The sequence below is a fragment of the Parachlamydia sp. genome (assembly GCF_050255895.1).
In the GTDB taxonomy this organism is placed as follows: Bacteria; Chlamydiota; Chlamydiia; order Chlamydiales; family Parachlamydiaceae; genus Parachlamydia; species Parachlamydia acanthamoebae.
Genome location: NZ_JBFWIR010000033.1, coordinates 17,443 through 33,086 on the forward strand (window position 1 = coordinate 17,443; position 15,644 = coordinate 33,086).

The window sequence follows — 15,644 nt, forward strand, 5'->3', positions numbered from 1 at the left end:
AGGCCTTGCAGAGTGAAGCATACTTAGTCTAAGAGCGCGTCAAGGCTGTTTGTTTCGATTGAATGCGGCAAGATAAAAGTCAATCCTTCCTCAATGGCATACTGTTGTGCTTTTTTGACAGCAACGGAGAAATCAGGGGTGCTTTCTTGTGTTTTAACCCCTCCGCGCGGCGATAATTTCACAGGAACATAGCCTCTGGGAAGCTTACAGACTGTCATAACGAAGGTTGTTGTTACATAATGGAGATTGTTTGATGCGGCAAATGCTTTTGCTGCCAATTCAGCGGCTTTTTCAGTTGAGCAAACTTTTTCAACGTTTACGTTTGAGTATAAGTGGATTTGTTCTCTTGAGATTTGTGGGAATGAATGTTTAACGACAAACCATTCAGAGGGCGTATTTTCATCGATTGTGATAAAAGAAATGGTCATGATTACTCAATAATTATAAAAAGTTACGTCGGTTTATTCTTGTTCTTTGTCTTCATTCAGTGTGATGAGTTCTACCCAAAGCTGATGTCTCCATTCTTCCAAAATTTGGTCGGCCAAGGTTAGCTGAACTTTGTAAGTTAAGATGCCTTTTTTTTCTGAATAATCGGCATTCAATAATGCGTAAACATATGTTCCCGTATTTCTTCGAACGGGCACAATCTCTGTCTTCGTGGTGTGATTGTGAAAATGCAGCTGGATGTTCAAAGCCAGATCTTCAGTGCATTTTATGGAAGGTGGTAATTGCCAACTTACCAGCAAACGTTGGCCTATGGGAGGATTCCATAACAAGGGATCGGGTGTTCTGACATGATAGCTCGCCAAGTTTTCATGACTGAGATATTCGGTTTGGACGGTCAGAATTTGTCGCATGCAACCCGAAAGAAGCAGGCAAAGGCATACGCATAAAAAGGGGACGTTTTTTTTCGACATGAGAAACCATTAAAGTGTTTGGAAAGACAAATGGGCTTCATTGCAAGCGTTTGCATTCAATTGCTCGCGGCCCCACCTGGCAAGATCTTCAGTGGATGCCCAACCTAAGCAAGGATCGGTAATCGACACGCCATGCTGAAGAGGTAAGTTTTCAATGGCTTGATTACCTTCAGATAAATGGCTCTCCAAAATTAAGCCACGAATGTATGTATTTCCCTGAATGATTTGCTCGATGACAGATTGAAAAACATCCATTTGTTTGAGATGTTGTCGAGAGGCATTGCCATGCGCACAATCAATGAGCAAACGGGGGGGGAGTTCCAATTTTTCTAAAATTTTCAAAGCCGTATCAATGGATTCGAAGTCGTAATTAGAATGTCTTTCTCCTCCTCTAAGAACAATATGAGCATGTGAATTACCTGTGGATGTTAAAATCGCATTTTGTCCTTCATCATTGATCCCAATCCAATAGTGGGCATTAGATGCAACGGCGGCACCTGAAGCTGCAATTTCGATATTTCCATCGACGCTATTTTTGAAGGCAATAGGCATAGGAAGACTTGATGCCAATTGACGGTGAATGGGGGAAGCGGAGGTTCTGGCTCCAATACAACCCCAAGAAATCAGATCTTCAAAATAAGGTGCGCACGCAGGATTTAAAAACTCGGTCGCAACAGGCATTTCCAGGTCAGCTAAATCTAATAATAGCTGTCGTGTGAGCGTAAATCCATTTTGAATGTCGTTAGAACCATCTAAATAAGGGTCATAAAGGAATCCTTTCCAACCATGTGCTGTTCGTGGCTTTTCAAAGTGCACACGCATCATAACAAAAAAAGTATCTGACAAGATTGTAGAGAGGTGGCGCAATTTAATGGCATATTCTTTTGCTGCTGTGATATCGTGGATTGAGCAGGGGCCTACAATGAACAAAAGCCTTGAATCGTGACCATCCAAGATATTTCGGATTTGCTGGCGGCTGGTTTCAATAAACGAGACGTTTGCAGACGAGGGAGAAATTTTATGGATGAGCTCTTGAGGTGTAGGTAGAGAGCTATGATGTTTTTTGGGAGAGGCTTCCAACGTCATGCAAATAAAATCCTTTAAAAAGTTGTGGTTGCTATTTTCTACGTTATCTTAACAAACTTGTAGATTTTAAGCATCGAAACCTAGAGTTATGTATGGAAAATGCAAAAGAAATGGTTGAAGATTTCATTCGGAATTATAAAGAAATTTCCATTCAAAATAAACTCCCATCCTTAAATTTAGAGATGAAATCCTCCAAGGATGAATTTTATGACGCAGATTACTGCATGGGAACGTTTCAAATCCAAGCCTCTAATCCACTGGTTTCCGCTTACGCTATTCACAGCTTAAAAATTGCCGCTTTGAGTGGACACCATGCCGATTTTTTGGGGAAGATGTCGCCAAAATTTAACCTTCGTCCTTTATGGATTGAATGTGATCTTTCCATTCAAACAGAAAGTGACATGCATTGGGCAATTCCCAACTATTTAGGTGAAGTCGAACAGCAGATTATTTTTGCTAAACGAATGATCTCCCTCGGCTATAACGCGATTATTTTGGGGGCAAGAGATCACGTTTTACCTAAGCAAGCCAAGGAACTGTCTTTAGAAAAAATTTGTCGGACATTTCAACATTTTGGGATCAAAGTTATTTTAAAACCTATTTTTTCTGAAAAGATGGCTCATTTGAATGAACACATTTTTTTAGAAGAAATTAAAAAAATAGATTCTTTTGATTATCTGTTTATAGAAAGTGGCTCGGTTCTCTCGCATCTCTTGACGAGCGTAGATCAGAGAGAACTGACTTCCGCTGACCAAGCCCTATATGAGGTGAGATTCTTTGAAAAAATTTTAGGGAATCAATACGGCCTTATTTACTCTATTCTATCTCGAGATGGGGAAGCCGCCCTCGATCAAGCGATGTGGCTCCCTCATTTTTGTGACGATGTTGGTGCACATACGATCATCGCTTTCTCTGCAGTTTCTGATGATCCGATTAACGATCATGCTCCTCCCCATCCCATTTGGGATGTTTTAAGAGAGCTTCTTGATGTATCTGCAACGCCTCTAATGCCTATCTTAAATGTGGGAGGCATCCACCAAGGGGAAGGTCTCTGGCCATCTTTAGCGGTTGATTGCGTTGATCATTATTATAGTCGCTGCCAACGTCACCACTTTGCCGGCATTATTCATCTTGTTAATCATTTACCACATCCGGGCGCTGTCCTTGATTGCTCTCTTTGGGTTGCTTCTCAAGCTGCTTGGAGTCATTTATCTGCCGTTCTTTTAGCTGAAACGTGGTTTGCTGCCTATTATCCTGAAATGAATTATCGAGGTTTGGCGGACATTTGGAAAAAAAATCGGGAAATAGCAATCGAGTTGAGCGCCATGCGCTCCTTGACAAATGAAAAAAATCGAGACAAAATATCTTCAGAAGAATGCAAAGCTCTCTCGGAAAGTCTGTTGGCTCGCCTCCATTATTTGCAGGAATTCTTGCGAAGGGATGGGGGAAGAAATCAAACGTTTAATGCGTATTGTACTTCTTTCATTCGCGATGCTAAACGTATCATCCATCATTTTCTACAATGTTTTAACGTTTCAATTGGTTATTCTCTCAAAGGGGAGGATTTCGCCCCTTCATTTTGGACGGCTGTTCAAGAAGGGGGAGGGCAGGGTCTTAGAGGAGGAGCCAAAATTTTATTTTTGGATAAACCCAATCAAGGGGAAGAAAATAATCAGATGAATCAAATTTATAAAGCTAATCGGTTATTTACCTGATTATAAATAAAAATCCTTGAAAGATATTATACATTTCTTATTGTTTTTTCGTTTTATTTTTTTGAAAAAATTAAATTAATTAGAAGCTAAGAATGCCAGTTAATTTCTAATGAATTTTTTTTCGGTGTATGATATAATTTTTAATTGCATTTTAAGTGTTTTTAAAATTCTTTTCGCAAAACGACTTTTGAGCTATGCTTTTCCTGGCTGTCTAATCATGCTTTGCGATCGTGGCTATCGAAATATCAAGAATTGGATAGGTTTAACTTAGCCGGTAACATTGGAAACTAAGGAAATCATGGAACAAATCGAGGGTTTTTTAACTGAAATCAAAAATATGCTTTGGGGTGCTCCCTTACTCATGCTTTTATTTGGCACGGGTATTTACCTGACTATTCTTTTACGTGGAGTTCAATTTCGCTATTTCGGTTTTGCTTTAAAAGCCGTTTTTGCCGAACAAAAGCAAAATTCAAAAGGGGACATTAGCCATTTTGAAGCTTTAATGACCACTTTGGCGGGTGCTATAGGAACAGGGACGATAGCGGGTGTTGCCACGGGTATTTCTGTTGGAGGATTAGGATCCTTATTTTGGATGTGTTTGACGGCTGTTTTTGGTATGGCAACTAAATATGCAGAATCTCTCCTCGCCGTGAAATATCGAATACAGGATAAGCGAGGGGAAGTTGTTGGCGGGCCGATGGAATATATCGAGCAAGGTTTAGGCTGGAAATGGATGGCGATTCTTTTTGCTGCTTTTGGCGTGATTGCGGCTTTTGGTACGGGCAACCTAGTGCAAGTGAACTCGATTGCGGATGCTGTGCAAAATACCCTGCAATTCAATCCTTGGTGGACGGGAACTATCCTTGCTATCCTTGCGGGTTTAGTGTTGGTCGGCGGAGTTAAAGCCATTGGAAAGGTCGCTGGTATTCTCGTTCCTTTTATGGCCATTTTTTATTTGGGTGCAGGTTTGATTGTTTTAGCGGTGAACGCAGCTGAAATTCCGCATGCTTTATTTTTGATTTTCCAAAGTGCATTTGACGGACAGGCCGCTCTTGGTGGTTTCGCAGGTTCCTCGATCATGATGGCTATTCAGACGGGTGCCGCTCGCAGCGTCTTTACGAATGAAGCAGGGCTGGGAATTTCTTCCATAGCTGCCGCTGCTGCACGCACAGATTTGCCTGGAAGACAAGCCATGATTAATATGACAGGCACGTTCTTTTCCACAATCCTTGTTTGCAGCATGACGGGATTAGTTTTAGCTATAACGGGTGTGTTGGGTCAAACAAATGTGGATGGGCAATTATTGAACGGTGCTTCTATGGCGATTGCCGCTTTTAACACATCTGTGCCCGGTGGAGGATATTTGGTCACGATTGGTTTAGTCTTATTTGCTTTTACGACACTTTTAGCTTGGGCCTATTATGGTGAAAAGTGTTTCGAGTATATTTTTGGTGAAAAATGCATCATTATGTACAGAGTTCTTTATATCGTAGCCATTATTCCAGGTGCTGCTTTAAAAATGGATATTGCCTGGAATTTAGCGGATATCGCCAATGCCTTGATGGCTTTTCCAAATTTGATTGCTTTGATTGCTCTTTCAGGTGTGATTTCTGGAGAGACGCGCCATTTTCTAAAGGAAATAGCGAATGAACGTAGACTTTCGGCAGGATCAACAACTTGACTCATTGAATAGGGCTTAATATGGATTTTTTAAGGTTTTTACACGCAGTTTATGAAATTGTCTGGGGATTCCCTTTATTGATGTTATTGATGGGAATCGGGATCTATTTAACGATTGTCCTAAAAGGGATGCAGTTTAGCTATCTAGGCTATGCACTTAAGTTAGGTCTAGGCTTAGATGAAGTGAAAGAAGGAAAAGGGGATATCACTCATTTTCAATCTCTCATGACAGCTTTGGCAGCGACGGTAGGAATTGGAAATATCGCAGGTGTTGCCACTGCTATTACCATCGGTGGCCTAGGTGCACTATTTTGGATGTGGGTAACAGCCCTGATTGGAATGATTACCAAATTTGCCGAAGCCTTACTCGCTTTGAAGTACCGCACAACGGATGAAAAAGGGGAAATGTGCGGTGGTCCCATGTACTTTATCGAAAAGGGACTCGGTTGGAAGTGGCTTTCTCTTGTTTTTGCTGGAAGTGGCGCGATAGCCGCTTTTGGTGGTGGAAATATGCTTCAAGCCAACTCTGTAGCGGATGTCATGTCGAGTGTTTTCCAATTAGATCCTCTTTTGACAGGGATTGTCATGGCCGTTTTGATCGGATTGACGCTCCTGGGTGGCATTAAGAGTATAGGAAAAGTCGCTTCCTTATTGGTTCCTTTTATGGGAATTATTTACATCGGGGGTGGTTTACTTGTTTTAATAAAATGTTATGAGCAAATTCCAGCTGCGGCTTGGGGAATTTTCTCTCACGCATTCACAGGACAAGCGGCTGTTGGGGGATTTGCGGGCTCTACATTACTTCTTTCGATGCAAGTGGGAATTAGTCGAGGCTTGATGACGAGTGAAGCAGGTTTGGGGACGGCTTCGATTGCGGCGGCTGCTGCAAAAAGTGATGTTCCAGGCCGACAGGCAATGGTTTCGATGACAGGAAGCTTTTTAGCAACTGTTGTGATGTGTACAATCACAGGATTGATTTTGGGTGTCACCAATCTGCTTGGTGAAATCGGACCGGATGGTAAAATGCTAACTGGAGCGACCATGACAGTCACGGCTTTCCAATCCGTGTTTGGTTGGGGAGGTTATGTGGTTTCTCTCGGTCTTGTGCTGTTTGCTTTCACAACCCTTTTAGGGTGGTCATACTACGGTGAAAAATGTGTCGAATACATGTGGGGACGAAAAATTGTGCCGCTTTATCGCATTATTTTTAGCTTGATGATCATTCCAGGAGCTATCTTAGAACTAGAAACTGTTTGGTTAATCTCTGACATCTTTAATGGTCTTATGGCATTCCCTAACTTGATTGGCCTGTGCGCACTTTCTGGGGTTGTCATTGCAGAAACCAAAGTATTTCTTAAAGAACTTGAAGCGGAAAAAGCTCAAAAACTGGCGGCTTCCAAAGCCTAGTCTCTTATAAAAGATAAAGCCCCCAGTCGAATTAGCTTCGCTGGGGGCTTTTATTTTAGTCCAAACTTTTCAATTTCAGAGTAATCTCTTCGAGATCTTTTTCATTTTGTGAAAAAGCTTGCTTTTGCTTTTCGATTAATTGGGGAGGCGCTTTATTGATAAATTCGGGATTTGCCAAAACAACGCGTAATTTCTCAATAGATGCATTGAGCTTTTCTTGTTCTTTGAGCAAACGATCTTTTTCATTTTTCAATAGTTCGGCGGGGAGTGGGATGGCAATTTTGATCGACTCGATGAGTCCAAAAGAGGCAAATCCAAGCTGAGGTTCATTCTCGTGCATTTGAATGCTTCCGGTTTTGACCAGAGAAGAGATCATGCGTAAATTTTGTTCGATCATTTGGAAGGATTCTTGCTGAGGTGTCCCAATAATGTGCACATCTGTTGCAGCTCCTGGTGGAAGCTTCATTTCACCCCGAATATTTCGAATAGTATAAATCACTTTTTCCATAAAGCCAAACGCTTTTTCAATGTCTGAATCAATGTTGTTTTCACGTGGAACAGGGTAAGGGGATACAGTACAAGCTGTGCTTAAAAGTGCTTTAACCGCATCTTGTGTGTAAGGATCGGCATGCGGGTCTTCTGTAACCCCCGCTAATTGACTTTTAAGTGCATGGAAGAGCTCTTCCGTGATGAAAGGAGCCATTGGGTGCATGAGTCGAATCGCTTGGCAAAGGATTATCGCTAACAATTTTTGTTTGTTAGAGCGCTCGCCAGGTAGGCCAGATTTACCCATCAGCACAGGTTTGGCAATTTCTAGGTAATACGAGCAAAAATCTCTCCAAAAGAAATCGTATGCTTCTTGAGCAGCTTGATCGAACTGATAGGTTGTCAGTTTCTGCTCCACACTTTTAATTACACGGTTAAGCACAGACAGAATCCAGCGATCTTCCAGAGCTAACAAAGAAAAATTAACCCCTTGGCTAAATTCTTGGGCCGTTAGAGCTGGATTATGCTCATTGCCTTTCAAATTCATTAAGACAAAGCGCGCGCCATTCCAGATTTTGTTGGCAAAGTTCTTTAAATCTTCAAAACGGCGTCGATCAAGATCGATCTCACGAGCTTGTGTGGCGCTTACGCAGAGAGCCATTCGCATCGCATCTGTGCCATATTGCTCAATGATTTCCAGGGGATCAATAATGTTCCCTTTCGATTTGGACATTTTTTCCCATTTGTAATGTACATCAGAAGGAAGTGGTTTTCCGAGGTCATATTCCATACGCTCTTTTTCACTTAAATAAGTAATCCCTCCTCCCGGTGCATCTCTCCAATAGGATTTTCCATAAATTAAACCGTGTAGGAACGTTTCTGGAAAAGGAGGTTCGCCCATAGCATAATCTCCCATGAAAATCATACGTGCCACCCAGAAAAAGAGAATGTCGTGACCCGTAATTAACACGGAATTGGGATAAAACTTCTTCAATTCGGGTGTATTTTCAGGCCATCCTAAAGTCGCAAATGGCCAAAGGGAAGAGGAAAACCAGGTATCTAAGACATCGTCATCCTGGGTCCAGTCATCAGGATTGGCTTCCACTTCAGGCGGGACTCCTTCTCCGTCATAACAAATTCGTTTTTCAGGATCATTTTTATTTGTCCAAATAGGGATCCGGTGGCCCCACCATAGCTGACGACTAATGCACCAATCGCGCAAATTATCAATCCAATGAAAGTAAGTATTTTCCCAATTTTTTGGAATCAATGTGACTTGCTTGCTTTCGATAATGTGGCGCAGTTTTTTCCCAAACTCGCTCATGCGAACAAACCATTGTTTAGAGATATAAGGTTCGATCACAGCTTTTGAGCGATATGAAACGCCTACACGATTGACGTGTGGTTCAATTTTCTCGACTAATCCTAGCGCTTTTAATTCCTGCACAACAGCTTCACGAGCTTCTGCCATGCTAAGACCGGCAAATTTCCCCCCATTTTCATTGATTTTTCCGTCGGGGGTCATGATGTTGATAAAAGGAAGGTTGTGGGTAATCCCCATCTGGTAGTCGTTTGGATCATGTGCAGGAGTAATTTTAACCATACCCGTTCCAAATTCAGGATCGACATGATGATCAGCGATGATTGGAATTTCCCGGTTCATTAAAGGCAGTATCACTTTTTGCCCAATCAAATGTTGGTAGCGAGGATCTTTGGGGGAGACAGCAACCGCTGTATCACCAAGCATGGTTTCAGGGCGTGTTGTCGCAATGTGAATATAGCCGGATTGATCTTTCAAGGGGTATTTAAAATGCCACAAAAAGGATTGCTTTTCCTCATATTCTACTTCATCGTCAGCTAGAGCTGTTTGTGTGACAGGATCCCAATTGACCAGGTAGTCTCCCTGATAAATCAAATTGGCATCATAGAGCTTTTTGAACATCTTCTTAACAGCTGCATTGTTGCCCGCATCCATCGTAAATCTTAGGCGAGACCAGTCGCAGGAGCAGCCCAAAGACTTTAATTGATGAAGGATGACTTTTTCACTCTCATCTTTCCAATTTTGGACTCTTTGAAGAAAGTCTTCGCGTGAATAATCAACCCGTCTTTTGCCTTCCGTTTTCATCAGATTGCGTTCTACAACAGTTTGCGTGGCAATTCCGGCATGGTCTGTTCCTGGAATCCATAAGGTTTCAAATCCTTGCATCCGTTTCCAACGAATCAGGATATCTTGCAGCGTATTAACTAACGCATGCCCCATGTGGAGCACTCCTGTTACGTTTGGTGGAGGAATGACAATGCAATATCCAGGTTTTGGTGAAAGGGGGTTTGCTTTAAAAAATTGGTTTTTTTCCCAAAATTCTGCCCACTTGGATTCAACAAGCTTGGCCTCATATGCTTTTGGCAATTCGGGCTGATTTTTATCTTCTGCTATATTTGTCATATGTAATTCCCTTTGGATCAAATGTTATAAAGAATAACAGATAAAGTCCCTATCTCTCAAGAGCAGATGGGGAGATTTCGTATTATTCTTCATTTCCTCCCCCTTGAAAAAGTACATATTTGACAGATAGGTGATGTGGATCATAAATGGTGGTCGCTCCCGTGAGTTCATCCGTTGTAATTTTAACGCCTTCATGGGTTTCTATGAGCTGTGTTGAAGGTTTTTTATTTAAGGAAGCCTTAAGAGGTGGAAAATCTTTCTCATAAAAAATATTGGTTGCAAAGTGGTACATCATTTCATCTTTCTTTTTAGTAAAATGACGATGGTATAATTCCCCATTCTCCCCAATACAAAATGTATAAATTCCTCTTTCTACATGTGCATCTACATGGATCTCTCCAGCAATACAAATCAATCGTTCTTTTTGCTCAGTTGTGGGGTTTACGTAAACCATTTCTTTTCCGTGCGTTGGAATATAATCTTCAACTTTTAAAGAAAAAGCATGGTACAGGATTTGCATAAATTGTTGGTGCTCAGAAAGATTCTTGTAGGAATCTTTTTCTAAGTGAATGGGAGAAGATTTAAACCATTCCGCTACACGCCAAGCATACGTAAAATGAATAGGAGGTTTTTGAGGAGTTTCAATCGCCTTGTTTTCAACCTTGGGCTGAGAAATAATCGATGGCCGGGCTGCCTTCTTTTTAGTTCTTTTTTTGCTCGTATTCTGACTAGATTGCTTGGCTGGAGCGGAAGGTGCGAGTCTCGGTTTTTCCTCTTTTTTAGCGACTTTTTCTTTTGCAAAGAAACATTCTTGATAGGATGAAAGATAGGTATTGAATTGAATTGAAATAGCGTCAAAAGAATGTCTTAAAAAAGTTGTTGTATAAAGAAGTCGACCCCGACTTTTATCTCTTTTTTGAATAAGCTGCTGGTGTACCTTTTCAAAGAGTTTAGATCTTTCATTCTTTATGTCATTTTCTAGAGAGGATAGTAGGGATTCCGCTTCCTTTTCTTTATGGCTAGGAAAGCTTACGAACCAGGGGATTGAATCATCATCTTCGGTTGAATTGCATTTAGTTAAAAATGCGTTTGTGAAGAGAAGTGTTTTGCGGAAAGAAGTAAAAAGGGATAGTTTTTCCTTAATAGCGGATTGATTATTGATTAATCGATTTAAGGGGACTGTTAAATGATCAATCTCTTTCCATGACAGACAAGCTCGCTCTTTTATGGCTCTATATCGATGGCTCAAAAGAATTTTTTCAGCAACAGATCTTATTTCTTCATTTGTAGATTGAGCTGCTAACTTAAGGTAACGAAATTTTTCTCCTTTGAACGCATTCAGGTAATCTCCATTTGAATGGTTTCCAAAAAAGCGAAAATAAAAGGCCCATCCTTCAGAAGTTTGAAAATCGAAATTAACAAACATTAAGTCTGCTTTAGGAGGAGGGAGAGATTTCCATTGTCTACCTATGTCTTGCAAGTCGGTAAAATAACTTTTGAATATTTTATAAGCGTGAAGCTCTATGCAACAAGCGACAGCCCATGCATGTAATTCTTGAGGGGCTAATAGGGAAAGACTGCTTACTTGAAGTTTATATTTTTTAGGTGAACTGAGGTCTTCTGCTAGATCTACTTCATAAGAAGATGGAGGAGAGAGGACCTGCATCGCTAACTTGCCAAATTTTATGAGTTTATCCAGCTCAGATTCTCGATTTCGGCGGACCATCTCTTCCGTTTCATTTGGCTTATGTACATACAATAAAGACCCAAAGGGAAGTTGCATTTTAATATCCTTGAAAAAGTTTTAATTATTTAGCTTGTTTGGTATGAATGATTACGAAAATCCCCAGATTGGAAAAGAATATATTTAACAAACGGATAGCGGGGGTCTTCTATGCTGACAGCTTGTGTGATCTCGTCAACTTTAACCTTTGCTTTAGATGGTTTTATTTGCTGTGGAAAAAAAGTTTTCTTTTTTAGTGAAGCCTTAGGTGTAGGAAAATCTGTCTCATAGAAGATATTTTTTGCATAAGGAAGGAGGTCTATTTTTCGTGTAAAATAGCGATGATAGAGTTCTTCATCTTGCCCAACGCAAAAGGTATAAATGCCTCTTTCTCTTGTCTTTTTTAGTCCTTCCCTAAATCGAATTTCTCCCGCAATGCAAAAATGACGATCGTTGTGGTGTGTCGTGGGATTTTCATAGGTTCTTTCGCGTCCATGCGAAAAAATGTAATTCTCGACATCTTGAGCAAAAGCATGATAGATGATCTGCTTAAATTGTAAATCGGATGGTAAACTCGCATAACTCTCCTTTTGCAATTGCTTCGGATGCTTTTGAAACCAATCGGCAACCCGCCATGCGTAAGAGAAGTTGAATTTTGTTTGAGGTATTTGCGGAACTTGTATGGGCACTGCCGAGCTATCCGGAGAATAGGGATTGTTTTGTTCATCCTGTATCTTTTTAATATTTTGAGCTTTAAGCTCTCTGAGTTGTCTGGTTTTTAAGGCGTGCGGAGAAGGAGGTCGGTTAGCTTTTCTTTGCGGTTTTTTAGGAAATGTCCCCCTTTTTTTATCTTGCACGACCACATTTTTTTTCTCCGAAATTGTTTTAGGTAAACCGGATGAAAAATATTCTTTGTGTAATCTTTGATAATCTAAAATTTGAATGGGAACATTAGCGAAATTGTGTGTGAGAAACTTTTGATTAAACTCCAGTTTGTTTCCTTTTTCCTTGCTTCTCAGATTAAGTAAAGAGTTATAGATAGATTTAAATGCATGTGCTCGTCCTTTAACATCACTTTCGAGAGAGCATAGCATTTGCATAATATCGGCATATTGCTCATCTGAATAATTAAAGGTCCAGGGGGTATCAAATAATGTTTTTTCTATCTCTTTTTTGACTAAACTAATCGAAAAATTGAGAGATTTAATCAATGAGGGGAAATATGTGATGTGATGTTTTAAAAAAGAGTTTTGTTGCTGATTTATTTCGATGTTGAAGAGCATGATAAACTCGCAAAAAATAGAGGAAACTTTCTCGGCTCGTCTCTCTAATAATATTGTCGTATATTTTTTAAAAATCATTGCCGCAAGCCCTCGAATTTCTTCATGAGGAGATTCTAATGCTGCGTAGAGATGCTTTTTTCTATCACCTTCCATCATATCAATTTTTTCTTCGAGGACGGAATTCTCACCTAAAAAGCGAAAGTAAAAAGCGAGTCCTTTCGTCGTGGTGAGGGTAAAGGTTTCGCTTTCAATCCTGCTGGAAAATTTTTGCCATTCTTTAGTAATTTCTCTGAATTCTAAAAAGGTATCTTTAAAAATTTTGAGTGCATGTAATTCAACACAAAGCGATATCGCAATAGCCCGCAGCGTATTTTTATCTAATGATGAGCAATGACGTAATATTTTGAAAAATTCTTGGGCTTTTAATTCAGATGCCATTAAGTCTGTTGTAAAAGCGTTGGGGTGCTGAGAAAGAAAAGACTTAACCTCTTGATCGAGTCTTTTATCTTGCTCTTCCGTTTTCTCTTTTTTGATTTGAATATAACTTTGGACCTCCTCATCGCCCCCAATTATAGGCATTGTCATTCTACTTAAGTCTCTAAGTGGTGTAAAGGATGGTTGCATTTTTTTACTTAAATTTAAAAGATAACGAAGTGGGTAATTAAATTTTGGTAGGGAATTTTAAATTATATTTGATATTTAGTAAATAGTTATATACCTAGAAAAAGTAAGAAAAATAGAGTATAATATGTTTATAACCTAGTGCTATTTTATTAGGGGTGGTTATGAATGAGATAATTCAAAACCTGGCTCAATTTATTACAGCATTAGAGGAAAAGAAATCGGTAGTCTGTCAAAACGGGTATTGGTATGTTGAAAGCTCCATAAAATCTTATTTTAGAAGATGGTTCGGATTTGATGTAAATAGAATTTTAACGATTGGAGAAACCTGGAGCCGATGCTTAGAAAATCTGGAGCATATCCCTATCCAATTTTTTGCACCTCAAAAGGTAGACATCGAATTATACCTTAAGGGGACAGAGAGTGTTCTTTCCCTCTTGCTTCCTTATCTAAATGAAAAAATCTGTCATGTTCGCGCTCACATAAAATCTCAAGAAATCGCTTTGCGCTATCGATTAGAGGAAAAAAATGGAGGATGGAACCGTCTCCCAAAATCTCATGCTATCCCTCCCTTCTTATTTCAAAAAGCTTTAGAATGGAAATTTTATCGTTCTACTGTTGTGGACAAAGAGCTGACGCATGATGAGATCAATCGACTGGACGATGCCTGTCGATATCCTGCATTTATCAAGCACTTGCAAGTCGATTCTGATACATGTCTTTTCTTTTTGTCGTGGGTTTTACAAGATAAAAACGCCCCTGCTCTTTTCATCGAATTTCCCAAAATAGCCCGAAATTTACAAAATTGCGGTCTGTCACGTCGAATAGGGCGCGTCAATCCGAAATTATTACATATGCATAAAACTCCACTGGGTGAAAAAATTATAGCCCTGCGCATGGAAAAACAAGAAGTTAGTCTTCTAGATGAGCATAAAATCGTCTGTTTTAGGGGAAACTATCGACTTTCCCTGCAAGAAATTTATAAAATTTTTGCTCAGAAAGATTTCGAAGTTGGAAATCTTGAAGTCCTAGCGGATGGGGTCGTCAATTGGAATGCTCACCAATTGGGGTGGTGGGATGCGGATTCCAATGAATTTAGACAAATTGCCTTAAGTGATCCCCTTTGGTGGCAAAAAATGCCTATTTTTGAGGTCATTTCTCTTAAAGAAGCTCAAAGAAGGTACAATCTTCGACTGGATCCAGAAGCCTGGAATGTAGCGGCTACTTCAACAAGGGAGGCGTTAAATTTGGACTTTGAGAATAGTCATGCCTTTCAAGAGATCGCGATTCCTATGCCCGGCAAAAAATTTGCGATTTATCCCTTAGGAAAATTTGCCACCCGCTTTCCTGCAAATTCTTGGGAGCGATTTACAATGCTCTGTCCGACAGTCACAGCCACCATAGCTTATCCCGATGAAAATGTATTTTACAATCACCGACAACATGCTTACTACTCTTTTGCGATTAAGCCCGAGCAAGGCATGAAGTTAATGGGATTTATTAAACAAGATATTGAAGTTTCTCGGGCTGGAAATATGGTTTATCAAATTGAATCGGATAATTGCGCGTTATGGTCTCAAGGAAATTTAGAGCGACTTATAGGAAACGCGGTTCCGAATTTATATCGCATGCCTTTATTGAACACAGAGCCAGCTGGCTTGGTGGCCTATATTTTTAATGGAATCAAAAAGCTACCCAAATTTCTTCAGGTTTTTGTGTTGACACGTGCACATCTTTTCATGGGAGCCTGGAGAGGAAAGTGGATCTATGAGAAAGGAAAAAAAGTATGGAAATCGATGCGAAATCATTTTTTCTGGGAGACAGGAGAGGTCTATTTACCGGCATTTGTGCATCATCAGCAAGAAATTGGGGTTTTGAGCAGCGGGGTATCGCTTGTCCAACAATCGCATCGCATCATTAAAAAATGGTTCATGTTTCTTTTGATAAAAAGCTCTCTTTCAACACTATCACTTAATCCCCAAATGATTTTACTAAAAACAAAACGTTCCACAGGTTTCCCTCGTGATTCAACTTGTTAAAAAAAGACGATGACATTAATGGGTTTCATATTTTTCATAAATAAGGAGTGTTTTGGTGTGTTTTATAATGAATAGTGAGATATAATTAACTTTTATTAATAATAATTAATTACTAATAGATGGAGTTTTTATGAGTGTCTCACCTATTTCCGTTGGCTTTTTTGACAATTCATCCGCAATCCCAACATTTTACCCAGAAAAAAGTGCGGGCAAAAAGACAAAACGGATCGTTTTTGAAGATTTT

General features: G+C 40.0%; 10 protein-coding genes. 4 read left to right on the plus strand and 6 right to left on the minus strand.

Annotated features, from left to right (window positions below):
- Positions 1 to 23 precede the first annotated feature (23 nt).
- The 3 genes from AB7E63_RS07330 to AB7E63_RS07340 are packed head-to-tail and all read right to left on the minus strand — an operon-like array spanning position 24 to position 2,003.
- A complete protein-coding gene (locus AB7E63_RS07330) occupies positions 24 to 428 on the minus strand; it encodes a hypothetical protein (protein WP_006342243.1) in 405 nt (134 codons plus the stop codon).
- Between the two features lie 33 nt (positions 429 to 461).
- Positions 462 to 917 (minus strand): hypothetical protein, encoded by a 456-nt coding sequence (locus AB7E63_RS07335; protein ID WP_006342242.1) that lies wholly within the window; start codon positions 915 to 917, stop codon positions 462 to 464.
- Between the two features lie 9 nt (positions 918 to 926).
- Positions 927 to 2,003: a 3-deoxy-7-phosphoheptulonate synthase gene (locus AB7E63_RS07340; protein ID WP_006342241.1), complete on the minus strand. Its 1,077-nt coding sequence runs from the start codon at positions 2,001 to 2,003 to the stop codon at positions 927 to 929.
- Positions 2,004 to 2,095: 92 nt separating this feature from the next.
- Between AB7E63_RS07340 and AB7E63_RS07345 the strand changes: the two genes are divergently transcribed.
- From AB7E63_RS07345 to AB7E63_RS07355, 3 genes are all read left to right on the plus strand, one after another.
- Entirely contained in the window at positions 2,096 to 3,718 is a 1,623-nt protein-coding gene (locus AB7E63_RS07345) for a hypothetical protein (protein WP_006342240.1), read from the plus strand.
- A 298-nt stretch (positions 3,719 to 4,016) separates the two neighbouring features.
- Positions 4,017 to 5,399 (plus strand): alanine/glycine:cation symporter family protein, encoded by a 1,383-nt coding sequence (locus AB7E63_RS07350; protein ID WP_036746481.1) that lies wholly within the window; start codon positions 4,017 to 4,019, stop codon positions 5,397 to 5,399.
- A gap of 20 nt (positions 5,400 to 5,419) precedes the next feature.
- On the plus strand, positions 5,420 to 6,805 hold the full coding sequence (locus tag AB7E63_RS07355) for an alanine/glycine:cation symporter family protein (protein WP_006342238.1): 1,386 nt from the start codon (positions 5,420 to 5,422) through the stop codon (positions 6,803 to 6,805).
- 55 nt (positions 6,806 to 6,860) lie between these two features.
- Here AB7E63_RS07355 and AB7E63_RS07360 read toward each other — a convergent pair whose 3' ends face one another.
- The 3 genes from AB7E63_RS07360 to AB7E63_RS07370 all read right to left on the minus strand — a co-directional run bounded on the left by AB7E63_RS07360 (position 6,861) and on the right by AB7E63_RS07370 (position 13,319).
- Positions 6,861 to 9,734, minus strand: a complete 2,874-nt coding sequence (locus AB7E63_RS07360) for a valine--tRNA ligase (protein WP_013925486.1) — start codon at positions 9,732 to 9,734, stop codon at positions 6,861 to 6,863.
- Positions 9,735 to 9,816: 82 nt separating this feature from the next.
- On the minus strand, positions 9,817 to 11,517 hold the full coding sequence (locus AB7E63_RS07365; protein WP_006342236.1) for a hypothetical protein: 1,701 nt from the start codon (positions 11,515 to 11,517) through the stop codon (positions 9,817 to 9,819).
- A gap of 29 nt (positions 11,518 to 11,546) precedes the next feature.
- Positions 11,547 to 13,319, minus strand: coding sequence for a hypothetical protein (locus AB7E63_RS07370; protein WP_428419082.1), 1,773 nt, complete (start codon positions 13,317 to 13,319; stop codon positions 11,547 to 11,549).
- A gap of 206 nt (positions 13,320 to 13,525) precedes the next feature.
- Between AB7E63_RS07370 and AB7E63_RS07375 the strand changes: the two genes are divergently transcribed.
- Positions 13,526 to 15,400 (plus strand): hypothetical protein, encoded by a 1,875-nt coding sequence (locus AB7E63_RS07375; protein WP_059359546.1) that lies wholly within the window; start codon positions 13,526 to 13,528, stop codon positions 15,398 to 15,400.
- Positions 15,401 to 15,644: the final 244 nt, after the last annotated feature.